This window comes from Diaphorobacter sp., from assembly GCF_050251835.1.
Classification (GTDB): Bacteria; Pseudomonadota; Gammaproteobacteria; order Burkholderiales; family Burkholderiaceae_C; genus JBFXIE01.
Genome location: NZ_JBFWLZ010000043.1, coordinates 1 through 26,939 on the forward strand (window position 1 = coordinate 1; position 26,939 = coordinate 26,939).

The 26,939-nt window shown below is 67.8% G+C and carries 25 protein-coding genes; 18 read left to right on the top strand and 7 right to left on the bottom strand.

Annotated features, from left to right (window positions below):
• Nucleotides 1-297: 297 nt before the first annotated feature.
• The gene (locus tag AB7E35_RS12855) at nt 298-1,782 is read right to left on the bottom strand and encodes an AMP nucleosidase (RefSeq protein ID WP_428164148.1); all 1,485 of its coding nucleotides are present in this window, start codon (nt 1,780-1,782) and stop codon (nt 298-300) included.
• Between the two features lie 152 nt (nt 1,783-1,934).
• Between AB7E35_RS12855 and AB7E35_RS12860 the strand changes: the two genes are divergently transcribed.
• Together AB7E35_RS12860 and dtd are read left to right on the top strand one after the other, a co-directional pair.
• Nucleotides 1,935-2,954, top strand: a complete 1,020-nt coding sequence (locus AB7E35_RS12860; protein ID WP_428164149.1) for a cation diffusion facilitator family transporter — start codon at nt 1,935-1,937, stop codon at nt 2,952-2,954.
• Nucleotides 2,951-3,424: a D-aminoacyl-tRNA deacylase gene (gene dtd / locus AB7E35_RS12865; protein ID WP_428164150.1), complete on the top strand. Its 474-nt coding sequence runs from the start codon at nt 2,951-2,953 to the stop codon at nt 3,422-3,424. The genes AB7E35_RS12860 and dtd overlap by 4 nt, the downstream gene beginning before the upstream one ends.
• A gap of 93 nt (nt 3,425-3,517) precedes the next feature.
• Here dtd and AB7E35_RS12870 read toward each other — a convergent pair whose 3' ends face one another.
• From AB7E35_RS12870 to AB7E35_RS12885, 4 genes are all read right to left on the bottom strand, one after another.
• The gene (locus AB7E35_RS12870) at nt 3,518-4,201 is read right to left on the bottom strand and encodes a Fe2+-dependent dioxygenase (RefSeq protein WP_428164151.1); all 684 of its coding nucleotides are present in this window, start codon (nt 4,199-4,201) and stop codon (nt 3,518-3,520) included.
• Nucleotides 4,195-5,292, bottom strand: coding sequence for an alpha-hydroxy acid oxidase (locus AB7E35_RS12875; RefSeq protein WP_428164152.1), 1,098 nt, complete (start codon nt 5,290-5,292; stop codon nt 4,195-4,197). Before AB7E35_RS12875 ends, AB7E35_RS12870 begins: the two co-directional genes overlap by 7 nt.
• A 52-nt stretch (nt 5,293-5,344) precedes the next feature.
• Nucleotides 5,345-7,651: a TonB-dependent receptor gene (locus AB7E35_RS12880; RefSeq protein WP_428167681.1), complete on the bottom strand. Its 2,307-nt coding sequence runs from the start codon at nt 7,649-7,651 to the stop codon at nt 5,345-5,347.
• Nucleotides 7,652-7,962: 311 nt separating this feature from the next.
• Nucleotides 7,963-8,889, bottom strand: coding sequence for an MBL fold metallo-hydrolase (locus AB7E35_RS12885; RefSeq protein ID WP_428167682.1), 927 nt, complete (start codon nt 8,887-8,889; stop codon nt 7,963-7,965).
• A 110-nt stretch (nt 8,890-8,999) separates the two neighbouring features.
• Here AB7E35_RS12885 and AB7E35_RS12890 point away from each other — a divergent pair, with 110 nt between their 5' ends.
• The 12 genes from AB7E35_RS12890 to AB7E35_RS12945 all read left to right on the top strand — a co-directional run bounded on the left by AB7E35_RS12890 (nt 9,000) and on the right by AB7E35_RS12945 (nt 21,622).
• Complete coding sequence (locus AB7E35_RS12890; RefSeq protein WP_428167683.1) at nt 9,000-9,920, top strand: esterase/lipase family protein; 921 nt, start codon at nt 9,000-9,002, stop codon at nt 9,918-9,920.
• 316 nt (nt 9,921-10,236) lie between these two features.
• Nucleotides 10,237-10,869 (top strand): GNAT family N-acetyltransferase, encoded by a 633-nt coding sequence (locus tag AB7E35_RS12895; RefSeq protein ID WP_428164171.1) that lies wholly within the window; start codon nt 10,237-10,239, stop codon nt 10,867-10,869.
• Between the two features lie 121 nt (nt 10,870-10,990).
• A complete protein-coding gene (locus tag AB7E35_RS12900) occupies nt 10,991-11,872 on the top strand; it encodes an HlyC/CorC family transporter (RefSeq protein ID WP_428164156.1) in 882 nt (293 codons plus the stop codon).
• On the top strand, nt 11,872-13,512 hold the full coding sequence (gene lnt, locus AB7E35_RS12905; RefSeq protein ID WP_428164157.1) for an apolipoprotein N-acyltransferase: 1,641 nt from the start codon (nt 11,872-11,874) through the stop codon (nt 13,510-13,512). The genes AB7E35_RS12900 and lnt overlap by 1 nt, the downstream gene beginning before the upstream one ends.
• Before the next feature lie 172 nt (nt 13,513-13,684).
• Nucleotides 13,685-14,209 carry a 3-hydroxyacyl-[acyl-carrier-protein] dehydratase FabA gene (gene fabA, locus AB7E35_RS12910; protein ID WP_428164158.1) on the top strand — a complete coding sequence of 175 codons (525 nt, stop codon included), beginning with the start codon at nt 13,685-13,687 and terminating at the stop codon, nt 14,207-14,209.
• Entirely contained in the window at nt 14,206-15,429 is a 1,224-nt protein-coding gene (gene fabB / locus AB7E35_RS12915) for a beta-ketoacyl-ACP synthase I (protein WP_428164159.1), read from the top strand. Before fabA ends, fabB begins: the two co-directional genes overlap by 4 nt.
• A gap of 114 nt (nt 15,430-15,543) precedes the next feature.
• Nucleotides 15,544-16,482, top strand: coding sequence for a glycine--tRNA ligase subunit alpha (gene glyQ, locus AB7E35_RS12920; RefSeq protein WP_428164160.1), 939 nt, complete (start codon nt 15,544-15,546; stop codon nt 16,480-16,482).
• Between the two features lie 34 nt (nt 16,483-16,516).
• Nucleotides 16,517-18,679: a glycine--tRNA ligase subunit beta gene (gene glyS / locus AB7E35_RS12925; protein WP_428164161.1), complete on the top strand. Its 2,163-nt coding sequence runs from the start codon at nt 16,517-16,519 to the stop codon at nt 18,677-18,679.
• A gap of 30 nt (nt 18,680-18,709) precedes the next feature.
• Nucleotides 18,710-19,285, top strand: a complete 576-nt coding sequence (locus AB7E35_RS12930) for a D-glycero-alpha-D-manno-heptose-1,7-bisphosphate 7-phosphatase (protein WP_428164162.1) — start codon at nt 18,710-18,712, stop codon at nt 19,283-19,285.
• 75 nt (nt 19,286-19,360) lie between these two features.
• Entirely contained in the window at nt 19,361-20,143 is a 783-nt protein-coding gene (locus tag AB7E35_RS12935) for a lysophospholipid acyltransferase family protein (protein WP_428164163.1), read from the top strand.
• A gap of 2 nt (nt 20,144-20,145) precedes the next feature.
• Nucleotides 20,146-21,108 (top strand): M48 family metallopeptidase, encoded by a 963-nt coding sequence (locus tag AB7E35_RS12940; RefSeq protein WP_428164164.1) that lies wholly within the window; start codon nt 20,146-20,148, stop codon nt 21,106-21,108.
• A 64-nt stretch (nt 21,109-21,172) separates the two neighbouring features.
• Nucleotides 21,173-21,622, top strand: a complete 450-nt coding sequence (locus AB7E35_RS12945) for a rhodanese-like domain-containing protein (RefSeq protein ID WP_428164165.1) — start codon at nt 21,173-21,175, stop codon at nt 21,620-21,622.
• A 97-nt stretch (nt 21,623-21,719) separates the two neighbouring features.
• Here AB7E35_RS12945 and lysM read toward each other — a convergent pair whose 3' ends face one another.
• The gene (gene lysM, locus AB7E35_RS12950) at nt 21,720-22,208 is read right to left on the bottom strand and encodes a peptidoglycan-binding protein LysM (RefSeq protein ID WP_428164166.1); all 489 of its coding nucleotides are present in this window, start codon (nt 22,206-22,208) and stop codon (nt 21,720-21,722) included.
• A 165-nt stretch (nt 22,209-22,373) separates the two neighbouring features.
• Between lysM and AB7E35_RS12955 the strand changes: the two genes are divergently transcribed.
• Nucleotides 22,374-23,150, top strand: coding sequence for a type III pantothenate kinase (locus AB7E35_RS12955; RefSeq protein WP_428164167.1), 777 nt, complete (start codon nt 22,374-22,376; stop codon nt 23,148-23,150).
• A gap of 2 nt (nt 23,151-23,152) precedes the next feature.
• Here the strand turns inward: AB7E35_RS12955 and AB7E35_RS12960 are convergent, their stop codons facing one another.
• Entirely contained in the window at nt 23,153-23,914 is a 762-nt protein-coding gene (locus AB7E35_RS12960; protein WP_428164168.1) for a TetR/AcrR family transcriptional regulator, read from the bottom strand.
• 219 nt (nt 23,915-24,133) lie between these two features.
• On the opposite strand from AB7E35_RS12960, the gene rfbB reads away from it, so the two are divergent.
• The 3 genes from rfbB to rfbA form a co-directional block, all read left to right on the top strand.
• The gene (rfbB, locus tag AB7E35_RS12965; protein ID WP_428167684.1) at nt 24,134-25,195 is read left to right on the top strand and encodes a dTDP-glucose 4,6-dehydratase; all 1,062 of its coding nucleotides are present in this window, start codon (nt 24,134-24,136) and stop codon (nt 25,193-25,195) included.
• Nucleotides 25,192-26,070 carry a dTDP-4-dehydrorhamnose reductase gene (gene rfbD / locus AB7E35_RS12970; protein ID WP_428167685.1) on the top strand — a complete coding sequence of 293 codons (879 nt, stop codon included), beginning with the start codon at nt 25,192-25,194 and terminating at the stop codon, nt 26,068-26,070. Before rfbB ends, rfbD begins: the two co-directional genes overlap by 4 nt.
• Before the next feature lie 9 nt (nt 26,071-26,079).
• Nucleotides 26,080-26,939: glucose-1-phosphate thymidylyltransferase RfbA (gene rfbA, locus AB7E35_RS12975; protein WP_428167686.1), on the top strand; the 860-nt coding region annotated here is incomplete at its 3' end.

Here is a 26,939-nt window from a genome sequence, read left to right on the forward strand (position 1 = left end):
CTGTCCACGCCGCATGCTCTCCCACGGGATGCTCACAGCTCCCAGAGGGCTATCAGGCTGTGGACAACTTTCCGAAACCATGTCCTGAACTTCGAGGTTTAGAAGATACAAGGGTGGGGGTGAGGGCTGACGGCCGGATTTGAGGCCCGGGTGACGATCCTGCAACCTGTGGCTGCGCATGGATCCCCGCCTGCGCGGAGATGATGGGTGGGGGTTTTTTGGGCCTCCAGCCCTTATGCGGAAAGCACTTAAAGCTATTAATTAAAGAGCGAAAGAGCGGTACGCCCGTTGCCTCGCTTACTGAAACGCCACCTCGGCAAAGCTGCGCAGCTTGCGGCTGTGCAGGCGTTGCACGCCGCCGGCGCGCAGGATGTCGATGGCGCGCATGCCGATGCGCAGGTGCTGATCGACCCGTTCGCGGTAGAAATGGTTGGCCATGCCGGGCAGCTTGATCTCGCCGTGCAGGGGTTTGTCGCTCACGCACAGCAGCGTGCCGTAGGGCACGCGAAAGCGAAAGCCGTTGGCGGCGATCGTGGCGCTTTCCATGTCCAGCGCCACGGCGCGGCTCTGGGAAAAGCGGCGCTGGGGCATGTTGTCGGGCAGCAGCTCCCAGTTGCGGTTGTCGGTACTGGCCACGGTGCCCGTGCGCATGATGCGCTTGAGCTGGTCCTGCGGCATCTGCGTCACGTCGGCCACGGCCTGCTGCAGCGCCAGCTGGATCTCGGCCAGCGCGGGGATGGGCACCCACAGCGGCAGCTCTTCGTCCAGCACATGGTCTTCGCGCACGTAGGCGTGGGCCAGCACGTAGTCGCCCAGCTGCTGGCTGTTGCGCAGGCCGGCGCAGTGGCCCAGCATCATCCAGGCGTGCGGGCGCAGCACGGCGATGTGGTCGGTGATGGTCTTGGCGTTGCTCGGGCCCACGCCGATGTTGACCATGGTGATGCCGCTGCCGTCGGCCCGCACCAGGTGGTAGGCCGGCATCTGCGGCAGGCGCGGCGGCGGGCTGCCCAGTTCGTCGCCGGGCTGTGCGGGCAGGCCGGTGCGGCGCGTGATCACGTTGCCGGGCTCGACGAAGGCGATGTATTCGCTGTCTGCCCGGGCCATTTCGGCATGGCCCAGGCGCACGAATTCGTCGATGTAGAACTGGTAGTTGGTGAACAGCACGAAGTGCTGGAACCACTCGGGCAGCGTGCCGGTGTAGTGGCGCAGGCGGTGCAGCGAGTAGTCCACGCGCGGCGCGGTGAACAGCGCCAGGGGCTGGGCTTCGCCGGGGCGCGGCGTCCAGGTGCCGTTGGCGATGCCGTCGTCCATGGCCTCCAGGTCGGGCAGGTCGAACAGGTCGCGCATCAGCATGCGCCGCTCGGGGCTGAGGGTGCCTTCGATGTGGTCGTGCTCGGCAAACGAGAAGTGGATGGGGATGGGCTGGCTGCTCAGGCCCACTTCCAGCTCGACGCCGTGGCTGGCGCGCAGCAGGCGCAGCTGCTCCAGGTAATAGTCGGCAAACAGGTCGGGCCGCGTGAGCGTGGTCTCGTAGCGCCCCGGGCCTTCGACGAAGCCATAGGCCAGCGTGGTGGCGGCGCGTGCCACGGTGCTGGTCTGCACGCGCACGAAGGGGTAGCAGGCGCGCACGGGTGCGGCGGGGGTCTCGCCCGCCACAAAGCGCTGCATGGCATCGCGCAGATGGTCTATCTGCTGCTGGTAGATGCGCTGCACCTGCGCCAGGGCGGCGGCTTCGGTCGTGTGGAAGCTGGCTGCGGTGATGGGGGTGTGAATGGAGGCCATGGGAGATATTGTCAACTGTGCGCCGCGTCATCCTTGCGTCAGGTTTGCGGCTGCGCGCAAGGCCCAGACCCTGGTCGGAGCCCGCGGGGGCTTGCATCTGCGCACGCCGCCGGCGCAACAGCAGTGCCGCACATCGGCCCGATAATGGGGCGATGTCTGCCGCACCCAGTCCCCCTTCTGTCCACGCCTGGATGACGCCCCACAACCTGCTGCGCGCCTCGGTGGGCGTGGCGCTGCTGACCATCGTGCTCAAGACCCTGGCCTGGTGGGTCAGCGGCTCGGTGGGGTTGCTGTCGGATGCGCTGGAGTCCTTCGTCAACCTGGCGGGCGCCATGTTCGCGCTGGCCATGGTGACCATTGCCCGCCGCCCGGCTGACGAGGATCACCCCTACGGTCACCACAAGGCCGAGTATTTCTCGTCGGGCTTCGAGGGCATCCTCATCGTGGGCGCCAGCTTTGCGATTCTTTGGGCGGCGGTGCTGCGCCTGATGCACCCGCAGCCGCTGGAGCAGCTGGGCTGGGGCATGGGCCTGTCGCTGCTGAGCACCGCCTGCAACGGCTTGCTGGCCTGGGTCATGCTGCGCGCCGCGCAGGTGCACCGGTCCCTGGCGCTGGAGGGCGATGCGCGGCACCTGATGACCGATGTGTGGACATCCGTGGGCGTGGTGGGCGGCCTGCTGGCCGCTGGCGCGACGGGCTGGCTGTGGCTGGACCCGCTGGTGGCCATGGGCGTGGCGCTGAACATCCTGCGCGAAGGCGGCGCGCTGATCTGGCGCGCGTCACAGGGCCTGATGGACGAAGCCATGGAACCCGATCTGCTGGCGCGCGCCTACACCGTGCTGCGCGAGCACAGCGCGGCCAGCCAGGGCGCGGTGGAGTTCGACAGCCTGACCTCGCGCCGCGCCGGCGCGCGCAACTATCTGGACCTGCACATGCACGTGCCCGCCCACTGGACGCTGGGCCACGCCGCGCAGCAACGCACCGCCGTCGAGCAGGCGCTGATGCAGGCCGTGCCCGGCCTGCGCGCCACCATCGAGTTGCTGCCCGAGGGGCAGTCCACCGTGTTTGAAACCGTGGAGGCCCAAGAGGCTCAGGAAGCCCAGGAAGCACTGCAGGCGCTGCAGGAGCCGGCGGCGCCCGGCGCACCGCCCGGCCCGCAGGGCACGCCATGATCGGCCTGCTGCAGCGCGTGCGCGAGGCGCGCGTGGAGGTGGACGGCGCCGTGGTGGGCCGCATCGGCCCGGGGCTGCTGGCACTGGTCTGCGCCGAGCAGGGCGACGGCCCGGCGCAGGCCGACAAGCTGCTGGCCAAACTGCTCAAGCTGCGCATCTTCAGCGACGAGGCCGGCAAGATGAACCGCAGCGTGCAGGACATCGACGGCCAGGGCCGCTGCGGCGGGCTGCTCATCGTCAGCCAGTTCACCCTGGCCGCCGACACGCGCGGCGGCAACCGCCCCAGCTTCACCCGGGCAGCAGCGCCAGCAGACGGCGAGCGCCTGTACGACTACCTGGTGGCGCAAGCACGCGCCGCCCACCCCATCGTGCAGACCGGCCGCTTTGCCGCCGACATGCAGGTGCACCTGATCAACGACGGGCCGGTGACGATTGCGCTGGACGTTGCGCCAGAAGTGCGGCCGGGTTGACAGCGGCGGGCGATTGAGCCCAGGCGCCTGTCCGGGCCGCGTTGGGGCGCGCGCCGGTTGCCCGCTGGCGCTGCATCCGCCCGCTGGCGGGCATCAGGGGCGTGCCCAGCGCCGCAGCAGGTTGTGGTACACGCCCGTCAGTTGCACCAGGCGTGGGTCGTCTGGAGCCATCAGCGGCGTGAGTTGCTGGATGGATTGGTCCAGGTCGAACAGCAGCGTGCGATCGGCATCATGCGGCACCAGACTCTCGATCCAGAAGAACGAGGCCACGCGCGCGCCGCGCGTCACGGGTGTGACGCGGTGCAGGCTGGTGGACGGGTACAGCACCATGTCGCCCGCGGCCAGCTTCACGGCCTGCACGCCGAACGGGCCCTCCACCTCCAGCTCGCCGCCGTCGTACTCCTCGGGCTCGGCCAGGAACAGCGTGGCCGACAGGTCGGTGCGCATCTGCTGGTGGCTGCCCGGCAGAACCATGAGCGCGCTGTCCACGTGCGCGCCGTAGCTACCGCCGTCCGCGTAGCGGTTGAACTTGGGCGGATAGATGGTGCGCGGCAGCGCCGCGCTGATGAACAGCGGCGTGGCGGCCAGCCGGCGCAGGATGTGCTGGCCCAGGCGCTGGCTGAGCGCGGCTCCGTCGGCGACCTGCTGGTTGCGCTTGACGCTTCGGGCCAGTGCGCCGGCCGTGGCGGCGCCGTCGTCCCAGGCGGCGGCGTCGAGCTGCGCGCGGAAGTCGCGCACTTCGGTTTTGGTGAGTACCTGGTCGATGGTGATCAGCATGGCGTTTGCGGTGCAAGGCAGTCGGGGGTGATGTCACAGAGCAGCGCGCAGCCGGCCTGGGCCATGCAGGCGTGCAGCTCTTCGGTCAGCAGTTGCAGCATGTGGGCCACACCCAGGGCGCCGGCCACGGCCAGGGCGTACATCTGCAGCCGGCCGATGAGCACGGCGTTGGCGCCCAGGGCCAGGGCCTTGAAGGCGTCGGCGCCGCTGCGCACGCCGCCGTCCAGCAGCACGGGGTAGCCCTCGCCCACGGCGGCGCGCACGGCGGGCAGTGCGTGCAGCGCGGCGGGGGCGCCGTCCAGGCTGCGCCCGCCGTGGTTGGAGACGATCAGGCCGGCTACGCCAGCCGCCTGCAGCGCGCGGGCGTCATCCGGGTGCAGCACGCCCTTGACCCACACGGGCAGGCGGGCCACGCCCAGCAGCCAGTGCAGGTCGTCCCAGGTGGGGGCGTGGCGCATGGCGCCCTGGAAGATGCGGCTGTCGCCTTCGGCCAGCGGCGCGGCGGCGGGCGCGGGGTAGGTGGCCAGGTTGGCGGGCGCGCAATCGGCGGGCATGGCAAAGCCTGCACGTAGCGCGCTGCGGCTGGCCAGCTGGATGCTGGCGTCCAGCGTGAGCACGATGGCACAGTAGCCTGCGGCCTCGGCGCGGCGCAGCAGGCCCTGCGTGTGGGCGCGCTCGGGCTGCAGGTACAGCTGGAACCAGCGCGCGGGGCCGCTGGCGGCGGCTATGGCCTCCAGCGTGCAAGATGACAGCGTGCTGGCGACCAGACAGGTGCCCGTGGCCTGCGCGGCGCAGGCGGTGGCGATTTCCGCGTCGGGATGGGCCAGGCGCTGGTGCGCCACGGGGGCCAGCAGCAGCGGGTGGGGCAGCTCGAGGCCGCCCAGCGTGAGCCGCGTGTGGCCGCCGCGCACGTCGCGCAGCAAGCGCGGCACGATGGCCCAGGCGGCAAAGGCGGCCCGGTTGGCGGCCACGGCGGTGTCCCAGCCGCAACCGCCAGCCACATACGCAAGACGGCCCGCGTCCATGTGCCGGGGCGCGAGCTGTTCGTAGTCGATGGCGTTCCAGACGCCGGAGGGAATGCTGCTGTTCATCAAGTTTGATAGCTATCCGCGCTTGTCCAGAAAGCGCAGAGGGCCGATTTGATTACAAGTCCAGGTTCAGCGTCAGGCGCACCGCGCGGCCGTCGCCCTTGTACAGGAAAGCGCCCGAGCGGTACACGGCGGTGTAGTAGTCCTTGTCGGTCACGTTCAGCACGTTCAGGCGCAGGTCGGCGTGCTTGTTGATGCGGTAGGACGCGAACAGGTCGTACTTGCTGAACGCGGGCACGGGTTGCGAGCACATGCCGTTGGAGTAGCTCGCGCCGGTGTCCGGCTGGCCGCCGCAGCGGCTGCTCTCGTAGCGTGCCACCGCACCCAGTGACAGGCTGGGCGTGAGCTGGTATTTGCCCTGCAGCGTGGCCGAGCGGTCGGCAAAATTGGACAGCGGGTTGCCCACGTTGGCCGCGGTGGCCGAGCGCAGCACCTTGGACTTCATGATGGCCACGCCGGCCTGCATCTGGAAGTTCCTGGTGACATTGCCGGTCAGTCCCAGCTCAAGGCCGCGCACGCGGTTCTTGCCGGTGTTGAAGGTGCCCAGGGAGTCGTAGTCTGCGCCCTCCATCACGTCGTCCTTGGTGGTCTGGAACAGGGCGGCGGTGGCCAGCAGCTTGTCGTCCAGCACGTTCCATTTGGTGCCCAGCTCAAGGTTTTGCGAAGTCTCGGGCCTGGCGCCGGCGGCGCTGCCGTTGTGGATCACCAGGCCACCGTAGCCGCTGCTGGTGCCGGTGTCGGGCTCGCCGCCGTTGATGTCTTGCGCCGTGCCGTAGCTGGCATACACCATGCCCAGGGGGTTGATCTTGTAGCTCACGCCCAGGTGGCCGTTGAGCAGCGTGTCGCTGAAGCCGTAGTTGCCGGTGATGGCGCCGGTCTGGTTGTTGCGGGTGTCCAGCGACAGGTCGTAGTGGTCGGCCCGCAGGCCGCCGAAAACGGTCCACTGGTCGGTCAGATCCACCGTGTCCATGACCGACAGGGCCAGGGTTTTGACGCGCCAGTCGCGCGTCCAGCTCCGGCGATCAATGCTGCGCCCGGCCAGGTCGGCCAGGCCCGCCACGGGGTTGCCGCTGGCGTCGGTGATGCACCAGGCGTTGTTGTTGGCGGCGGTGGCGCTAGTGCGGCAGTTGTAGGCGCCTGCGTTGGTCACGCCGTAGTTGCCGGACAGGACTTTGTGGTCCGTGTATTCAAAGCCGAAGATGAATGCATGCTGCAGGCCGCCGATCTGCTTGTCCCAGCGCAGGTTGCTCTGGTGCGCAAAGTACTTCACGTCCTGCCAGCCGGTGTGGCCGTTGTCCAGCGCGCCAGCGGTGTAGGCCAGGTTGCCCGCTGCGTCGTACACCGAGCGGCTGGACGCGCCCGTGGTGGCATAGCGGTTGTCTGACTCGCCGTAGCGCGTCAGGCTGGTCAGTCGCAGGTCGGGCGCGAAGCGGTAGGCGATGCGCGCGGTGAGCGTGTCCACGTCGGAGTTCAGAAAGTCGCTGCTTTGCGCATACACCGGCACGCCCGTGGCGGGGCGGCGGTGGGGCGCTGTGCCCACCAGGTAGCCGCCCAGGTCGGGGAGCTTGTCCTTGGCGCGCAGGCCGTAATAGTCCAGCGTGACGGACAGATCCTGGCTCAGAGCCCACAGGCCCGACAGTGCCAGGCCGTCGCGGCGGCGCTGCGAGGGGCTGCGGCCCGGCACGTCCTCGCCCGCGGTCAGCGCGTTGGCGCGCAGCGCGAACTTGTCGGTGAAGCCCTTGTTCATGTCCAGCGTCACGCGGTGGTGGCTGTCTGTGCCCACGCCGGCTGAGACGCGGGTGAAGTCGTAATCGAGTGTGGGCTGCTTGGTCACCGCGTTGATGGCGCCACCCGCCGAGCCGCGCCCTGCGAAGCTGGAGTTGGGGCCCTTGGTGACTTCTACCTGTTCAATGGCAAAGCTTTCGCGCGTGGCCATGCCGGGGTCGCGCAGGCCGTCCACGAACACGTCCGAACGCGCTTCCTGGCCGCGGATGATGTAGCGGTCGCCAAAGGCGTTGCCGTTTTCGCCCGTGCCCAGGGTGATGCCGGGCTGGGCCTGCAGGATTTGCTTGAGGTCGGTGGCGCCCGCGTCGCGAATGGCATCGCCGGTGATGACCTGGATGGTCTGTGGCGTTTCGGCCAGCGGGCGAGTGTGGCGCGTGTCGGCGGATGTCCTGGCCTTGTAGGGCGCGCCCACTTCGGCGTTGGGGTTGGGGTCGATGGCTTGATCTTGCACCGTCACCGTGGGCAGCGTGGCGGCAGGCTCGGGCGCGGTGGGTGTCTGGGCCATGGCGCCAAGGGGTAGAAGGGCGGCGGCAAGGCGCAGGCTTGCGGGTTTTTTGAGTCGGGAAGAGAGGGTCATGCAGGGAGACGGAAAGTGAAAAATCTGCCTGCAATTATTGTTGCGAATCACTCGCATTTGCATGAATGGGTGGAAATAACATTCGCCCAAGGCGCAAATCAGCGCGTGCAGACGGCCTTGCAGCCCTGTTTTGTTGCTGTTTGGCAACGGCTGGGTGCACCAAGGATTGCTTGGTCAAAAGCAAAGATGCCGTCTGATGATGAAAGAAATGGGCTAAAGGGGGTGTGGCGTCAGGTCGCAGGCCGATCCACAACCGTCCGAAGCATGGCGTCTGGATTGCGGCGCGCCCGCGGCGGCGCAATCCGCCGTAGTCAGGCGTTGTGCAGCAGGCTACCGTCGCTGCGGGCGGCGCCGGAGTCCACCAGCTCTTGCATCAGCTGGCTGGCCCATTGGGGAGCGGGCTGGTCAGCAAAAAACCGTGCATGTAGCAGGCTGAAGTAGGGCGTGGCGCCAAGCCAGGCGTGCACCTGCGCCAGCGGCGCCTGCTGCCATTCCAGCAGCTTGTACTTGAGCAGCACCTTGGCCGCATGCCGCGCGTGCTTGGCGGGGTCTGCCTGAAAGCCAGCCAGCCTGCGCCGCGCGCGTTGCAACGCGGCGGGCACATCGCCAAATACGCTGCCGTGGCCCGGGATCACCGTGAGCGGGCCCAGCCGCTCGATCAAGTCCAGCGTGGCGCCGACCTCGGCAAAGGCCTGCTGGCCGTCCAGCTCGGGGAAGACCACGCCGAAGCCGTTTTCCCACAGCGCATCGCCCGAGATCAGCACCCGCGAGCGCGGCTCGAACAGCAGCACGGCGTGGTTGTCATGCCCCGGCGCGGCGTGCGCCTGCCAGGCGCTGTCGCCCAGAAGAACCTCGGTGCCGGGCTGCAGCATGTTGTCGGCACGAAAACGCGGGCAGTCCTGGCCGGTGGGCGTGTAGCTCAGCGCCACTGGGTCCCAGGATTGCACCTGCGTCCACTGTCCGGGCGGTATGCGAGTGTTCAGCTGCGGCCAGCGCACCTGCAGCGCGGCGTTGCCGCCGCAGTGGTCGCTGTGCAGGTGGGTGTTGATCAGCAAGTCCAGCGGCCTGCCCTTCAGGGATGCCTCGATCAGCGCCACCGTCTGCGCTGCGTGGGCGCAGTAGCCGCTGTCCACCAGCGCGGTGGACTGGCGCCCCGTAAACAGCACATTGTTGGCCGACAGCCAGCCGCGTTCAAAGACCGTGATTTCCGGTGCCAGGGTTGGTGCATCAAGCGGCATAAGCTATCAAAAAAGTAGTGTAAAAATGGCCAGTGGCCTGGGCGCAGTTGCAGCGGCAAGTACCGGCCCGGACCGACAACGTGTAGCAGGGCAAAGGACGACGCACACCCATGACAAACGCATTGTGGCAACGCTGGCTGGTGGCCGCTCACTGGCTGCTGATCGCGGCCTGGGTGGCGGGATTCTGGGCGCGTTCGCCGTGGCTGGCGCTGTCGGGCGTGGCGGTCGTGCCGCTGCTGTCGCGGCTGTGCATGGCGCCGCAGTTTGTGCTGATGGCCTGGGTGTGCCGGCAGGGCACCACCCCCACCCCCCGCCCGCGCCCCGGGCAGCTGCTGCGTGCCTGGTGGGCCGAGTCTGGCTGGGCTGCCCTGGTCTTTGGCTGGTGGCAGCCCTTTCGCCACCAGGCCTTGGCGGACTGGCTGCCGCAGCGCGCTGCTGCGGATGCGCCCGCGCCGCGTGGTGTGGTGCTGGTGCATGGCTTTTTGTGCAACCGGGGTTTCTGGACGCCGTGGATGGCGTTGCTGCGCGCGCGCGGCCATGCCTTTGTCGCCGTCACGCTGGAGCCGGCCTTTGACCCCATCGACAGATACTGCGGCGCCATTGATGCGGCCGTGCGCCGCGTGACCGAAGCCACCGGCCGCGCGCCGCTGGTCGTCGCGCACAGCATGGGCGGCCTGGCGGTACGCGCCTGGCTGCGCGCCGCGCCGGATGGCGATGCGCGCGTGTATCGCGTGGTCACCCTGGGCGCGCCGCACCACGGCACCTGGCCCGCCCGCTGGGCGCACACCGCAAATGCCCGCCAGTTGCAACTGAACAGTCCCTGGCTGAGCCAGCTGCGCGCACAAGAGCCGCCCGCCCGCGCCGCGGCCTTTGTGTGCTGGTACTCCAACTGCGACAACGTGGTCTATCCGCCCGCTGCGGCCATGCTGGACGGCGCAGACAACCGCTTCATCGAGGGCGCGGCCCATGTGGAAATGGCGTTCCACCCCCGTGTGCTGCGCGATTGCCTGGACTTGCTGCAGGCACCCTGAGCCGGGCGCGTCACGGTGGCCGTGGCGACCCCGGCGCGCAGCCGCGCGGCGGCGCAATTGTGTCATTTCAAAGACATCTTGACTATGAAAAAGATAGCTGCAAGCGCTTGATTTAAAAGGGCTGAGGCCATTTTTCGCCCTGATCAAAAAAACCCTCAAAAAATTGCTGCAATGCAACATGAAGCCGGTGAAAAACTAGGGAAAACCCTAAAATCGCCGCATCATGCTTTCAACCACACACCGGCTTTTCGCACCCCTGAACGTGGCACGGCAGGCGCTGCAACGTGCCGCGCTGCGTCTGCACCGGGGGATTGTCATGACCAACCGGGCGGTGCCCATCCGCCCGCTGGGAGCGCGCCATCGCGAGCGCATCGCCCAGCATCTCTTGCGCCTGGACGCGCGCGACCGCTACCTGCGCTTTGGCTACCCCGCCAGCGATGAGCAGGTGCGGCGCTATGCCGACAAGCTTGATTTCGCGCGCGACGAGATCATTGGCATCTTCAACCACCGGCTGGATCTGATCGCCGTGGCCCATGTGGCCTTTGCGCCGTCCGGTGAATACGAAAGTTGTGCCGAGTTCGGCGTGTCGGTGTCGGCCAGTGTCCGCGGGCGCGGCTACGGCGCCCGGCTGTTTGAGCGCGCAGTGACCCTGGCGCGCAACCGCGGCGTGCGCATGATGTTCATCCACGCGCTGACCGAGAACACGGCCATGCTCAACATTGCGCGCAAAGCCGGCGCCAGCGTGCGCCGCGAGGGTTCCGAGTCCGACGCCCACCTGCAGCTGCCGCCCGCCGGGCTGGACACGCGCATGTCCGAGATCGTGGCCGGGCACTTCGGCGAGGCGGACTACCAGCTGAAAAAGCAGGCGCAGCAGTTCTGGCGCTTTTTGCAGGGCCTGCAGGAAGTGCGCCAGGGCGTGCGCGACGGGCGCCACCAGGCCGCCGAATAAGCGTCCCGCGCCAAAGCGGGAGCCGGCCGATTGCCGCCGTCGCCGCCGCCGCGGCTGTGCCAAGTTGATCCGCTATCCTTGGCAGCCTGTTTCACTACCGCACGTCCTGCACCTGCAACCCGTGTCCGATCCCCATCCTGCGCGCGCCTCCGACAAGGAGGACAAGCGCACGTTTTTGCAGCGCCTCGTCGAGTTCATCAATCCCGGGCCGGATTCGACCGACGAGCTCATCGCCACCCTGGCCGAGGCCGAAGACAACGAGGTCATCAACGCCGATGCGCGGGTGATGCTCGAGCGCGTGCTGCGCATGGCCGAGATGACTGCCAGCGACGTGCTGGTGCCCGCGCCGCGCATGGACATGGTGGACATCGACGCGCCGATTGAAGAGCTGATGCGCCAGGTGATGCACACCGGGCACTCGCGGTTTCCGGTCTATCAGGGCGAGCGCGAGAACGTCGTCGGTATCTTGCTGGCCAAGGACTTGCTCAAGCTGTGGCGCTCGCCGGAGCTGAGCGTGCGTGCGCTGGTGCGCCCGGCGCTGTTCGTGCCCGAGAGCAAGGGCCTGCACGACCTGGGGCGCGAGTTTCGCAGCACGCGCAACCACATGGCCATCGTCATCGACGAGTTCGGCCACATTGCCGGCCTGGTGACTTTCGAGGACGTGATCGAACAGATCGTCGGCGAGATCGAGGACGAGTTCGACATCCCGGAGGACGAAGGCGACATCTTCGGCCTGGCCGATCGCACCTACCGCGTCAGCGGCGACACGCCCGTCGAGCGCGTGGCCGAGGCGTTTGACGTGGTGCTGCAGGGCAGCGACCCGGACGAGAGCTTCGACACCATCGGCGGCCTGATCGCGCACGAGCTGGGCCGCATGCCGCGCAAGGGCGAAGGCGTGGTGCTGGGCGGCCTGCGCTTTGTGGTGATGCACACCAAGGGCGGGTCGGTGCGCTGGTTCAAGGTGGCGCCGGTGGGTGAAGGCCCGGCCGAACCGTCGGTCTGATGGCGGCCCATCCTCCGCAGAGCGCCGACAGGGCGCTGCGCCACGGCCTGCTGCCGTGGGCGCTGGCTGCTCTGGCCGGCCTGGCGCAGGCCGCGTCGCTGGCCTGGCCGGGGCCGGGCAGCCTGGGTGGCCAGCCGCTGTGGTGGCTGCAGATTCTGTCGCTGGCGCTACTGGGCCGGGTGTTGCTGGAGGCAGGCAGCACGCGCCGCGCAGGGCTGCTGGGCTGGCTGTTTGCGCTGGCCTGGCTGGCCGGCACCTTCTGGTGGCTGTTCATTTCAATGCACGTCTATGGCGGGCTGGCCGCGCCGCTGGCGGTGCTGGCGGTGCTGGCATTGGCGGCCTTCCTGGGGGCGTACTATGCAGTGGCTTCAGCATGTTTTCGGGCTGTGGCCCCCGCAAATCGTGCGCTGGCAGCTATTGTTTTTGCATCGATGTGGTTGCTGGCAGAACTGGCACGCGGCCAGTGGTGGACCGGTTTTCCCTGGGGCGCGGGCGGCTATGCGCATGTGCAGGGGCCCCTGGCCGCGCTGGCCCGCAGCCTGGGCGTGTATGGCATAGGCGCCGCGGCGGCAGTGCTGGCGCTGCTGCTGGCGCAGGCGCGCCGGGCCGACCTGCGCAGTGCGCGCGCCTGGGCGCTGGCGCTGGCGCTGGCGGCGGTGGGCGTGGGTGCGGCCTGGCAGCGCCACTGCGCCCTGGAGGGCTGCGGCACGGATGGGCCGGCGACCGACGCCGCGACAGACGGTGCGCCGCTATCGCTGGCCCTGCTGCAGGGCAATATCCCGCAAGACGAAAAGTTCCAGCCCGGCAGCGGCGTGCCGCTGGCCCTGCGCTGGTATTTCGATCAGCTGCATGCGGCGCAGGCCGACCTGGTGGTGGCGCCCGAGACGGCCATCCCGCTGCTGCCCAGCCAACTCATGCCGGGTTACCTGGAGGGCATCGCCAAACGCTACGCCACGGGCCACCAGGCGCTGCTGCTGGGCATACCGCTGGGCAGCCTGGAAGACGGCTACACCAACGCGGTACTGGGCTTTGCGCCCGGCCAAAGCACGCCCTACCAGTACGACAAGCACCACCTGGTGCCGTTTGGCGAGTTCATTCCGCCATTCTTCCGGTGGTTTACCGAGATGATGAACATCCCGCTGGGCGACTTCAACCGCGGCGCCATCGGCCAGCCCTCGCTGGCCTGGGGCAGCCAGCGCATAGCGCCCAACATCTGCTACGAGGACTTGTTTGGCGAGGAGCTGGGCGCACGCTTTCTGCACCCCGCCAGCGGCCCCACCATCATGGTGAACCTGAGCAACATTGGCTGGTTTGGCAACACCGTGGCCATCGACCAGCATCTGGCCATCAGCCAGATGCGGGCGCTGGAGTTCGAGCGCCCCATGGTGCGCGCCACCAACACCGGCGCCACGGCCGTCATCGATCACCGCGGGCAGGTCACGCACCGCATGCCGGCTTTTGAGCGCGGCGTGCTGCTGGCCCAGGTGCAGGGCCGCAGCGGCGCCGTCACTCCCTACGCCTGGTGGGTGGCGCGCTGGGGTTTGTGGCCGCTGTGGGCGCTGGGGCTGGGCGTGGCGGCGGTAGCCTGGCGGGCGCAGCGGCGGGCCGCGGCCCGGGGTGCAGCGCTGCGCGGGTGTTGATCCCGGTCATGCCACGGGGGTGCGCCGCAGGTTATCCCTTGGCCTGAAGTGTGGCGGGCGGGCCTCAAGTCTGGATAATAGACACCCTTTCAGGGCGCGGACCGCGCGCCGCACCTGCACCATCCACCCCCAACCACCGCGACGGCATGCGCCGTCTGGAGCACGACTGACAATGGCTGAATCCTTCTCGTACGAACAACTGATCGCCTCGGGCGAGGGCCGGTTGTTCGGTCCGGACAGCGGGCGCCTGCCCCTGCCCCCCATGCTGATGTTTGACCGCATCACCCATATCGACAGCGACGGCGGCGCGCATGGGCTGGGACGGATAGAGGCCGAGCTGGACATCAGGCCCGACCTGTGGTTTTTTGCCTGCCACTTCCAGGGTGACCCGGTCATGCCCGGCTGCCTGGGGCTGGACGCCATGTGGCAGCTCATAGGCTTTTACCTCACCTGGCTGCGCCTGCCGGGGCGCGGACGCGCGCTGGGCGGGGGCGAGATCAAGTTCACCGGCGAGGTGGGGCCAGACGTCAAGCTCGTGAAATACGAGATCGACATCAAGCGCGTGATCAAGCGCAAGCTCAACATGGCCATCGGCGACGCCCGCCTGCTGGCCGACGGCAAAGAGATTTATGTAGCCAACGACCTGCGCGTGGGGCTGTTCCTGCGCGAAGGCGACGCACCGGGAAGCGCAGCATGACCAAGAAGCGGGTGGTGATCACGGGCGCGGGCATCGTCTCGTGCATTGGCAATGACCTGGCCAGCGTAGAGGCGGCGCTGCGAACGGGCACCAGCGGCATCAAGGCGGTGCCCAGGTTCACCGAGCTGGGCCTGCGCAGCCAGGTGGGCGGCGCGCCCGATATTGACATCGAGGCGCGCATCGACCGCAAGCAGCTGCGCTTCATGGGCGATGCGGCGGCCTACGCGCAAATCGCGCTGGAAGACGCCATTGCCCAGGCGGGCCTGACGCCGCAGCAAGTCAGCCACCCGCGCACCGGCCTGATCATGGGTTCGGGCGGCGGCTCGCCGGCCAACCAGATCGAGGCTGCCGACACGCTGCGCGAAAAAGGCATTCGCCGCGTCGGGCCTTACCAGGTCACGCGCTGCATGAGCAGCACGGTATCGGCCTGCCTGGCCACCAACTTCAAGGTCAAGGGCATCAACTACTCGATCACCTCGGCCTGCTCCACCTCGGCCCACTGCATTGGCGCGGCCGCGCAGCAGATCGCCTGGGGCATGCAGGACGTGATGTTTGCCGGCGGCGGCGAAGAACTTTCATGGGGCATGTCGCTGCTGTTCGACGGCATGGGCGCCATGTCCAGCAAGTACAACGACACGCCCGGGAAAGCCTCGCGCGCCTACGACGCCAACCGCGACGGCTTCGTGATTGCGGGCGGCGGTGGCGCTGTGGTGCTGGAAAGCCTGGAACACGCGCTGGCGCGCGGTGCCACCATCCTGGGTGAAGTGGTGGGCTTTGGCGCCACCAGCGATGGCGAGGACATGGTGGCCCCCTCGGGCGACGGCGCCATCGCCTGCATGCGCCAGGCCATGGAGGGGCTGGATGCGCCGATTGATTACATCAACACCCACGGCACCTCCACGCCCGTGGGCGACATGCAGGAAGTGCGCGCCATGCAGGCGCTGTTTGGCGATGCGGTGCCGCCGTTCTCCAGCACCAAGTCGCTGACCGGCCATTCGCTGGGCGCCACCGGCGTGCAAGAGGCCATCTACTGCCTGATCATGCTCAACAAGGGCTTCATCGCCGGTTCCATCAATGTGGAAACGCCCGACCCGCTGCTGGGCAGCATGCCGCTGGTCACCGCCACGCGCGATGCGCAGCTGACCACCGTGCTGTCCAACAGCTTCGGCTTTGGCGGCACCAACGCATCGCTGGTGCTGCGCCGCTGGCAGGGCGCCTGATTCGCGCGCCCATTCGCGCAATCGTCAGTGCGGGGGCTGCGGCCCCCGTTTTGCTTGGGCGCCTAGAATTGCCGGTTCGCGCGCTGGCGCGCCCGCTCTCTCCAACACACAGCCATGCTGACATTCCAACAAATCATCCTCAAACTGCAGTCCTACTGGGCCGAACAGGGCTGCGCGCTTTTGCAGCCTTATGACATGGAAGTGGGCGCCGGCACGTCGCATACAGCTACGTTTTTGAGAGCGATTGGCCCCGAGCCCTGGAAGGCCGCCTACGTGCAGCCCAGCCGCCGCCCCAAGGACGGCCGCTATGGCGAGAACCCCAACCGCCTGCAGCACTACTACCAGTACCAGGTGGTGCTCAAGCCCGCGCCCGACAACATCCTGGAGCTGTACCTGGGCAGCCTGCAGGCGCTGGGCTTCGATCTGAAGAAAAACGACATCCGCTTTGTCGAAGACGACTGGGAAAACCCCACGCTGGGCGCCTGGGGCCTGGGCTGGGAGGTGTGGCTTAACGGCATGGAAGTCACGCAGTTCACCTACTTCCAGCAAGTGGGCGGCATTGACTGCAAGCCCGCCACGGGCGAGATCACTTACGGCCTGGAGCGTCTGGCCATGTACCTGCAGGGCGTGGACAACGTCTATAACCTGACCTGGACCGACGGCCTGAGCTACGGCGACGTGTACCTGCAAAACGAGCAGGAGCAGTCGGCCTACAACTTCGAGCATTCCGACGCCGATTTTCTGTTCACCGCTTTCGGCGCCCATGAAAAGCAGGCGCAGCACCTGATGGCCGAGCAACTGGCCCTGCCGGCGTACGAGCAGGTGCTCAAGGCCGCGCACACCTTCAATTTGCTGGATGCGCGCGGCGCGATCAGCGTGACCGAGCGCGCCGCCTACATCGGCCGCATCCGCAATCTGGCGCGCGCGGTGGCCAAGGCTTACCTGGACAGCCGGGCGCGCCTGGGCTTTCCCATGGCGCCCAAGTCGCATGCCGACGAGGTGCTGGCCGAGCTGGCCAAGGCCGCCGAACAACAGAACAAGAAGGCAGCCTGAGAAGGTGCAAACGCCGCGCAGCGAGAAACACACCATGAACCACCCGAATCTTCTTGTCGAACTGTTTGTTGAAGAACTGCCCCCGAAGGCCTTGCAAAAGCTGGGCGACGCCTTTGCCACCGTGCTGCTGGAGCAGTTGCAGGCGCAGGGCCTGACCTCGGCGCAGTCGCAGCTCACGGCCTACGCTTCGCCGCGCCGTCTGGCCGCCCATATCACGGACGTTCTGCCCGCCGCACCCGACAAGGCCGTGTCGCACAAGCTCATGCCCGTGGCCGTGGGCCTGGACGCCAGCGGCCAGCCCACGCCGGCGCTGCTCAAGAAATTGACGGCGCTGGGCGTTGACGCGTCGGCCGTGGCGCAGCTCAAGCGCGTGCACGATGGCAAGGCCGAGGTGCTGTTCTTCGAGACCACCGCCAAGGGCGCAGTGCTGGCCGACGGCCTGCAAAAGGCATTGCACGAAGCCATTGCCAAGCTGCCCATCCCCAAGGTGATGCGCTACCAGCTGCAGGACGGCTGGTCCAGCGTGCACTTCGTGCGTCCGGCGCATGGCCTGGTGGCGCTGCATGGCGCGCAGGTGGTGTCGGGCGTGCAGGCCCTGGGCCTGACGGCCGGCAACGCCACGCACGGCCACCGCTTTGAGGCCACCGTGGACCCGGTGGTGATCCACAGTGCCGACAGCTATGCCGAGCAGCTGCGCGAGCAGGGCGCGGTGATCGCCAGTTTTGCCGAGCGCCGCGCCGACATTGCGCGCCAGCTGCAAGAAGCGGCTGCCCGGGTTGGCGGCGGGGTGCGCCCGATCGAGGACGACGCCTTGCTGGACGAGGTGACCGCCCTGGTCGAGCGCCCCAACGTGCTGGTCTGCCAGTTTGAAAAGGAGTTTCTGGATGTGCCCCAGGAATGCCTGATCCTGACGATGAAGGCCAACCAGAAGTACTTTCCGCTGCTGAACGCCGAGGGCAAGCTCACGCACCAGTTCCTGGTGGTGAGCAACATCAGCCCGCAAGACGCCAGCGCCGTCATCCAGGGCAACGAGCGCGTGGTGCGCCCGCGCCTGGCCGACGCCAAGTTCTTCTTTGACCAGGACCGCAAAAAAACCCTGGTCAGCCGCGTGCCGCTGCTGGACAAGGTGGTTTATCACAACCAGCTCGGCACCCAGGGTGAGCGCGTGCAGCGTGTGCGCGCCATTGCCCAGGCCATTGGCCACCAGCTGTTTGATGCGCTGACCGATCACCACGGCATCCAGGGCACGCAAGACGCCGAGGTGGTGCAGGACTATCTGATGACCTGCATCGACAACGCCGCGCTGCTGGCCAAGACCGACCTGGTCACCGACATGGTGGGCGAGTTCCCCGAACTGCAAGGCACCATGGGCGCGTACTACGCCGTCAACGACGGATTGAGCGACGACGTGGCCTTCGCCATCGAAGACCACTACAAGCCCCGCTTTGCTGGCGACGACCTGCCGCGCCACAACGTGGGCCTGGTGGTGGCGCTGGCCGACAAGCTCGAAACCCTGGTGGGCATGTTCGGCATCGGCAACCTGCCCACGGGCGACCGCGACCCGTTTGCGCTGCGCCGCCATGCGCTGGGCGTGATCCGCATGCTGATCGAAAAAGAGATGCCGCTGCAACTCGACGCGCTGCTGGCCTGCGCCGTGCCGGCCTTTGGCGACAAGATCGAAGACGCCAGCGCCCAGCTGGCCGACTTCATCTACGACCGCCTGGCCGGCACCCTGCGCGAGCAGGGCTACAGCGCGCAAGAGGTGGATGCCGTGATCGCCCTGCGCCCGCAGCGCCTGGCCCGGGTGCCCAAGCTGATCGAGGCCGTGCGCGCCTTTGCCACGCTGGAAGAGGCGCCCGCGCTGGCCGCGGCCAACAAGCGCGTGACCAACATCCTGAAAAAAGCCGGCGACGTGGATCCGCATGTCAACGAAAGCCTGCTGCGCGAGCCGGCCGAGATAGACCTGCACGCTGCGCTGCAACGCTTCGTGCCCGAGGCCAACGCCCAGTTCGACGCCGGCGACTACACCGCCAGCCTGCAGACCCTGGCGGTGCTGCGCGCGCCGGTGGACGCGTTTTTTGACGACGTGATGGTCAATGCCGAGGAAATGGACCTGCGCCTGAACCGCCAGGGCCTGCTGCGGCTGTTGCACATCGCCATGAATCGCGTGGCCGACCTGTCGCGTCTGGCGGTCTGAGCCATGCCCACGCCCCGGCACGGAGCCTCCATGAAGCTCGCCATCCTGGACCGCGACGGAACGCTCAACGAGCTGGGCGATGGCTTCATCACTTCGCCCGATGCATGGGTGCCCGTGCCTGGCGCCCTGGAGGCGGTGGCACGGCTCAACCACGCGGGCTGGCATGTGGTGGTGGCCACCAACCTGCCGGGCCTGGGCCGGGGGTTGCTGGATGCGCAAACCCTGGTGACCATCCACGCCAAGATGCACCGCCAGCTGGCCGCGCTGGGCGGGCGCATCGATGCGGTGTTCTACTGCCCGCATGCCGAGACCGAGCCCTGCACCTGCCGCCAGCCCGCGCCGGGCCTGATGGAGCAGATCCGCGACCGCTACGGCGTGGAGGGGCGCGATATTCTCGTCGTGGGCAGCAGCCTGGCCCACCTGCAGGCCGCCGCCGATCTGGGCGCGCAGCTGCACATGGTCTGCACCGGCCGGTCGGCCCACCTGAACCCGCGCGAGAGCCTGCCCCCCGCCTGGCCCGCAGGCACGCGCGCGCACGCCAGTCTGGGCGCGCTGGCCGACTTCATCGTACCGCAGGGCGGCGCGGGCCTGCCCGTGGCGTTGTGATGCAATACATTCAAAATTGATAGCTGTCAGCGCAGGTAAAACAAGCGCTGGAGGCCAAAAACACCCACTACCTTCATGGCACTGATCCGCTCCATTCTTCATCTGCTGGTGATGGCCGTCACCGTCATTCCCTACACCTTTGGCGTGCTGCTGGTGCGCGTGCTGGGCGGCAGCCCCGCAGCGCGTTACCGCGTGGCGCGCGCCTGGCTGGCGCTGTGCATCGACTCGGCGCGCTGGCTGCTGGGCATACGCACGCAGATCACCGGCATGGAGCACCTGCCCACGGGGGCGGGGCAGGACACGCAGGGTGTGGTGCTGCTGGTCAAGCACCAGTCCACCTACGAGACCTTTCTCATGCCGGCCATCATGCCGCGCCCCCTGGCGTATGTGTTCAAGAAAGAACTGCTGCGCGTGCCGTTCTTCGGCTGGTCCATCGGCAGCCTGGACATGATCCACATCGACCGCGGCCAGCGCACCCGCGCCTTCGCCAAGGTGCTGCAGCAGGGCCGGCGCCTGCTGGCCCGGGGCACCTGGGTGATCATGTTCCCCGAGGGCACGCGCACCGCCCGCGGCGAAAAAGGCGAGTACAAAAGCGGCGGCACGCGCCTGGCGATCGACGCGGGCGTGCCCGTGGTGCCTATCGCCGTCACGTCGGCCAAGGTCTGGCCGTGCAAGGCCTTCATCAAGCGCCCGGGCGTGGTGCATGTATCCATCGGCCAGCCCATCCCCACCGAAGGGCGCAAGCCCGACGAACTGATGCGCGAGGTGGAGGACTGGATCGAAGGCGAAATGCGCCGCCTGGATCCCGAAGCCTACCCTGGCGCCCCGGCCCCGGCGCCCGCAGCCGCCCCGCGCTGACCATGCAGCGGCTGGTGCAACTGGCGCTGGATCTGTTCGGCGGCACGGCGGCGCCTGCCGATCCGCACGGTTTGGAGCCTCACAAGCCCCCAGCCCAGGTTCGGCAAGCGCCGCAAGCTCCTCCTTTCATAGCAAATCCACAACCGCTCGCACAACCGGCGACACCGCTGCCGCTGGCCGACCTGCTCACGCCCGCCATCTTTCGCCACCCGCAGGCCAATCGCCAGGTGCTGCTGGGCGACGCCGTGGTGGCCTATTGCCTGCAGCGCGCGCGCCGGCGCTCCATTGGCTTTACCGTGGGGCCTGACGGCCTGACGGTGCGCGCGCCCGCCTGGGCCACGCTGGCCGCGGTGGATGCCGCCTTGCACACCAAGGCCAGCTGGATCGTGCGCAAGCTGGCTGAGCAGCAAGAGCGCCGCCAGCGCCTGGACAGCGCCCGCATCGCCTGGGGTCATGGCGCCGTGCTGCCCTACCTGGGCGAGCCGCTCACGGTGCTGCTCGACGCCCTGGCCGCGCGCGGCGGCACGCTGCTGGAGCCCGCGCCGCACGCAACGCCTGTGCCCGGCGCAAGCGCACGGGCCCTGCGCATTGCCCTGCCGCCCTGCGCCGCCCCGGCCCAGGTGCGCGACGCCGTGCAGGCCTGGCTGATGCGCGAGGCGCGGCGGCGCTTCACCCAGCGGCTGGACCACTTCGCGCCGCTGCTGGCCGTGCGCTGGACGCGGCTGCGCCTGTCCAGCGCCGCCACCCGCTGGGGCAGCGCCCGCGCCGACGGCTCCATCAACCTGAACTGGCGGCTGATGCACTACAGCCCGGCCATCATCGACTACGTGGTGGCGCACGAGCTGGCGCACCTGCGGGTGATGGACCACAGCCCACGCTTTTGGGACACGGTGGCCAGCGTGGTGCCCGACTACGCCGCACTGCGCCGCAGCCTGCGCGACCAGCCCGCGCCGCCCTGGGATTGATGCGCCGGCATGGGCGGGGCGGGGCAGGGTGATCATCAGCCGCCGCGTCTGTCAAAATTTCGCCATGAGCACACCCAACCACCCCCAGCCCGTCGGCCGCACCGAAGACCAGCCCCTGCCCGCCGACGGTTACGCGGGCGACGTCACCCCCCAGCTAGCCTGGCAGTGGGTGCAGGCGGGTCAGGCCGTGTTGATTGACGTGCGCTGCGACGCCGAGCGCGCCTGGGTCGGCTATGTGCCCGGCGCCGTGGCCGTGGCCTGGAAGCAGTGGCCCGGCATGCTGCCCAACCCCGACTTTGATGCGCAGATGCGCGCGGCCGTGCCCCCGGGCGCCAAGGCGGTGCTGCTGTGCCGCAGCGGCGTGCGGTCGGTGGCGGCGGCGCGGCGCGCCACCGAGCTGGGTCTGACGGCCTACAACATCCTCGAAGGCTTCGAGGGCGACGCCGACGACAACGGCCAGCGCAACCGCCGTGGCGGCTGGCGCTTTCATGGCCTGCCGTGGCGGCAGGGTTGATGCCCTGGTTGATGTCCTGCTTCGTGCTTCCAAAAAAATAGCTGCCAGCGCTTTTTTTGCAAGCGCTGGCAGCCGTTTTGGCTGCTAATTCTGGAGCTTACGAGGCCAGGGGCGGGATGCGCAGCTTCTGGCCGGGGTAGATCTTGTCAGGGTGGCTCAGCATGGGCTTGTTGGCCTCGAAGATCACCGGGTACTTGTTGGCGTCGCCGTAAAACTTCTTGGCGATGGCGCTCAGCGTGTCGCCGCGCACCACGTCGTGGTACTGGGCCTCGGGTTCGGGGTGGGTTACCGCCATCTGGTTGTCCACGCTGGTCACGCTGGCCACGTTGCCGCAGCACAGGGTCACTTTCTCTTTGACGGTCTGCGTGGGGGCGGTGCCCGTCACCGTCACCTTGCCCTCGGGGCCTTCAAAAGCAACCCGCAGGTCGCTGACGCCCAGGTTCTGCGCAGCGATGTAGGTTTCTATGGCCCGGCCCGCCCGGGCGTCAAGCTCGGCTTGTGTGGGCGCCGCAGCGGCCGAGGCCTGTGCCTCCTTGCCGCCGAACAGTTTTTCTCCAGCTTCCTTGATGAACGAGAACAGACCCATGGGTGACTCCTTGGTTGAACAGATGTGGACGACATATCCACAGCCCACTGTAGCGCCAGCATGTCGCCCTCGTGTGTCGGATAAGGGCGCATGGCGCCGCCACGCCTTGCGAACTGCGCTGCGGGTGGCCAGCGTCCGTGCGCCTTGGCTCCATAATCCGCCCCCATGACATTTCTGGCCATCGATGTAGGCAACACGCGTCTCAAGTGGGCGTTGTTTGAGGCCGCCCAACCCGGCGCCGCCATCCTCGCCCACGGCGCCGAGTTTCTGGAGCACATCGACCGTCTGGCCGAGGGCGCCTGGGCGGGGCTGCCCGTGCCCAGGCACATGCTGGGCTGCGTGGTGGCGGGCGATCCCATCAAGCACCGCGTGGCCGAGCAGATGGAGCTGTGGGACGTGCCCGCGCGCTGGGTGGTGCCCACGCTGGAAGAGGCCGGCGTGACCAACGGCTACGACCAACCCATGCGCCTGGGCGCCGATCGCTGGGTGGCCATGATCGGCGCACGCCACCGCATGCTGGCGCAAGGGCCTGCGCGGCCGCTGCTGGTGGTGATGGTGGGCACGGCCGTCACCGTGGAGGCGCTGGACGCCGAGGGGCGCTTTCTGGGCGGCCTGATCCTGCCGGGCCACGGCATCATGCTGCGCGCGCTGGAGTCGGGCACTGCGGGCCTGCATGTGCCCACGGGCGAGGTGCGGATGTTTCCGTCCAACACCAGCGATGCGCTGACCAGCGGCGGCACCTATGCGATTGCGGGCGCGGTGGAGCGCATGTACCAGCACTTGCTGCGCCACTGCGGCCAGGAGCCGGTCTGCATGATGACCGGCGGCGCGGGCTGGAAGATGGCGCCCAGCATGACGCGCCCCTTCGAGCTGGTGGAAAACCTGATCTTCGACGGCCTGCTGGTGATTGCCGCGCGCCGCCTGGCGGCCAACGCAGCCTGACATTACCGGCCCGGCACCGGCTGCACGGGCGGGCCTGCATCGCTGGTCATGCGCGGCGCGCCTGTCGCGCACGCGTACCGCGCCGCATCCGCCGGTTGCTCCAGTGGCGCCAATTGCACCAATGGCGCCAGCTGTGCCAGTTGCGTGCGCTGCTCCGGCGCCAGGCAGGGCATCAGCAGCCCCATCACATGCTGCGCGCCGCGTGCCGGCGCGGCCTGGGCGTTGGCGGGCTCCAGCGCGCTGCGCGGGTCGCGCACGTACTCAAAGCTGAGCCAGTACGTCAGCAGCACTGCCATGCTGGTGGCAGTGGTCTGCACGGCCTGCGCCGGCTCCAGCTGCAGCGCGCCGTGGCGCCCCAGTGCCTGCAGCAGATCGTGCATGGCAGCGGTCTTGGCCTGCACCAGCGCCGGAAACCGCGCCTCCAGCTGGCGGTTGCATGACAGCAGGTTGTTGAGGTCGCGGTAGAGAAAGCGGTAGTCCCAGATCAGTTCCAGCAGCGTGCGCACAAAGACCCAGGCCTGCTGCGCGTCCGTCACGCTGGCGCTGGTGGCCAACTGGGCGCGCAGCGCCTCTTCGCAGCGCGCAAACAGCGCGGTGACGATCTTGTCCTTGGCGGGGTAGTGGTAGTACAGGTTGCCGGTGCTGATGCGCAAGTCGGCCGCAATGGCCATGGTGGACACATTGGGCTCGCCAAAGCGGTTGAACAACGCCAGGCTGGCCTCCAGAATGCGCTCGGCAGTGCGGCGGGGGGCTTTGCGGGCCATGGGCTGTCTCCTGCCGCTCTCCTGGCGTGCGTGCGCCAGGGGCTGGGTTGGGTGTTGTGTTCAGGCCCACTCTAACGCAGGGTGCTGGCGTTTCAACCCCGGGGTTGCGCCAACTCTGGCGCCGGCTTGCAGCGCGTACAGCCGGTTACGGGCTGCGCCGGGCCGGTGGGATAATCGCTGGTTTTTTCACTTTGGCACGTCTGTCGAAAGACTTCCCCCATGATTTTGGTAACTGGCGGCGCGGGCTTCATCGGCGCCAATTTTGTGCTCGACTGGCTTGCCGGCAGCGATGAGCCGGTGGTCAACCTGGACAAGCTCACCTACGCCGGCAACCTGCACAATCTGGACAGCGTGAGCGGCGATGCGCGCCACATCTTCGTGCAGGGCGACATTGGCGACACTGCCCTGGTCGAGCGCTTGCTGGCCAAACACCAGCCCCGCGCCATCGTCAACTTTGCGGCTGAAAGTCATGTGGATCGCTCCATCCACGGCCCCGACGATTTCATCCAGACCAATGTGGTCGGAACTTTCAAGCTTTTGGAGGCTGCAAGGCACTACTGGCAAGCGCTGCAAGCTATCAAAAAAGAAGCGTTTCGCTTCTTGCACGTCAGCACCGACGAGGTCTATGGCACGCTGGCGGCAGATGCCCCGGCCTTCACCGAAGAACACGGCTACGAGCCCAACAGCCCGTACAGCGCCAGCAAGGCTGCATCCGACCACCTGGTGCGTGCCTGGCACCACACCTATGGCCTGCCGGTGCTCACCACCAATTGCAGCAACAACTATGGGCCGCTGCACTTTCCGGAAAAACTCATTCCCCTGATGATCGTCAACGCGCTGGCGGGCAAGCCCTTGCCGGTGTATGGCGACGGCATGCAGGTGCGCGACTGGCTGTACGTCAAAGACCACTGCAGCGCCATCCGCCGCGTGCTCGAAGCCGGGCAATTGGGCCAGACCTACAACATCGGCGGCTGGAACGAAAAGCCCAACATCGACATCGTGCACACCGTCTGCCGCCTGCTGGACGAACTGCGCCCGCGCGCCGATGGCCATAGCTACGCCACGCAGATCACCCACGTCAAAGACCGCCCCGGCCACGACCGCCGCTACGCCATCGATGCGCGCAAGATCGAGCGCGAACTGGGCTGGAAGCCGGCCGAGACCTTCGACACCGGCATCCGCAAGACCGTGCAGTGGTACCTGGACAACCCGGGCTGGGTGGCCAACGTGCAGACCGGCGCCTACCGCGACTGGGTGACCCAGCAGTACGAGGCCGCATGAACATCCTGCTACTGGGCAAAAACGGCCAGGTCGGCTGGGAGCTGCAGCGCAGCCTGGGTGTTCTGGGCCGTTTGACCGCGCTGGGCCATGCCGAGGCTGACTTCACCCAACCCCAGACCATCGCCGAGACCGTGCGCGCCCTGCGCCCCGACGTGATCGTCAACGCCGCCGCCCACACCGCCGTGGACAAGGCCGAAAGCGAGCCCGATCTGGCCCGCCTGCTCAACGCCACCACCCCCGGCGTGCTGGCCGAAGAAGCCGCGCGACTGGGCGCCTGGCTCATCCACTACAGCACCGACTACGTCTTTGACGGCAGCGGCAGCCGCCCCTGGGTGGAAACCGACGCGCCCGCGCCGCTGTCGGTGTACGGCCGCACCAAGCTGGAAGGCGAGCAACTCATCCAGCAATCGGGCGCCCGGCACCTGATTTTGCGCACCAGCTGGGTCTATGCCGCGCGCGGCGGCAACTTTGCCAAGACCATGCTGCGCTTAGGCAGCGAGCGCGAGCGCCTCACCGTCATCGACGACCAATGGGGCGCGCCCACCGGCGCCGACGTGCTGGCCGACGTGACCGCCCACGCCATCCGCCAGCTGCAGCAACGCCCGCAAGACGGCGGGCTGTACCACTGCGCAGCCGCGGGCGAGACCACCTGGCATGGATACGCAAGCTATGTGCTAGCCCTTGCTGGCCAACTGCAAGCAGCTATCAAAATAAAAGCCACCGAGGTGGCGCCCGTGCCCACCAGCGCCTTCCCCACGCCCGCCACGCGCCCGCACAACTCGCGCCTTGATACGCGCAAGCTGCAAACCACCTTCGGCCTCACGTTGCCGCACTGGCAGCAGGGCGTGGCACGCATGCTGGCTGAAATCCTCTGAAACACCACCATGACTGCACGCAAAGGCATCATCCTCGCCGGCGGCTCCGGCACCCGCCTGCACCCGGCCACACTGGCCGTCAGCAAGCAACTGCTGCCGGTGTATGACAAGCCCATGATCTACTACCCGCTCAGCACCCTGATGCTGGCGGGTATCCGCGACATCCTCATCATCAGCACCCCGCAGGACACGCCGCGCTTTGAACAATTGCTGGGCGACGGCAGCCAGTGGGGCCTGAGCCTGCAGTACGCCGTGCAGCCCAGCCCGGATGGCCTGGCGCAGGCGTTCATCATTGGCGAGGAATTTCTGGCAGGCAGCCCCAGCGCCCTGGTGCTGGGCGACAACATCTTCTACGGCCACGACTTCCATGAGCTGCTGGCCAGCGCCATGGGCCGCAGCGAGGGCGCCAGTGTGTTTGCCTACCACGTACATGATCCCGAGCGCTACGGCGTAGCCGAGTTCGATGCGCAGGGCAAGGTGCTGTCGCTGGAGGAAAAACCCCAGTCGCCCAAGAGCAACTATGCCGTCACCGGTCTGTATTTTTACGACAGCCAGGTGGTCGATCTGGCCAAGGCCCTTGCACCATCGCCGCGCGGCGAGCTGGAAATCACCGACCTCAACCGCCTGTACCTGCAACAGGGCAACCTGAGCGTCGAGATCATGGGCCGTGGTTACGCCTGGCTGGACACTGGCACGCACGACAGCCTGCTGGATGCCGGCCAGTTCATCGCCACGCTGGAGCGTCGCCAGGGCCTGAAAATCGCCTGCCCCGAAGAAATCGCGTGGCGCAGGGGCTGGATTGATGCGGCGCAACTCGAGAAACTGGCACAGCCGCTGAGCAAGAACGGCTACGGCCAATACCTGCAGCG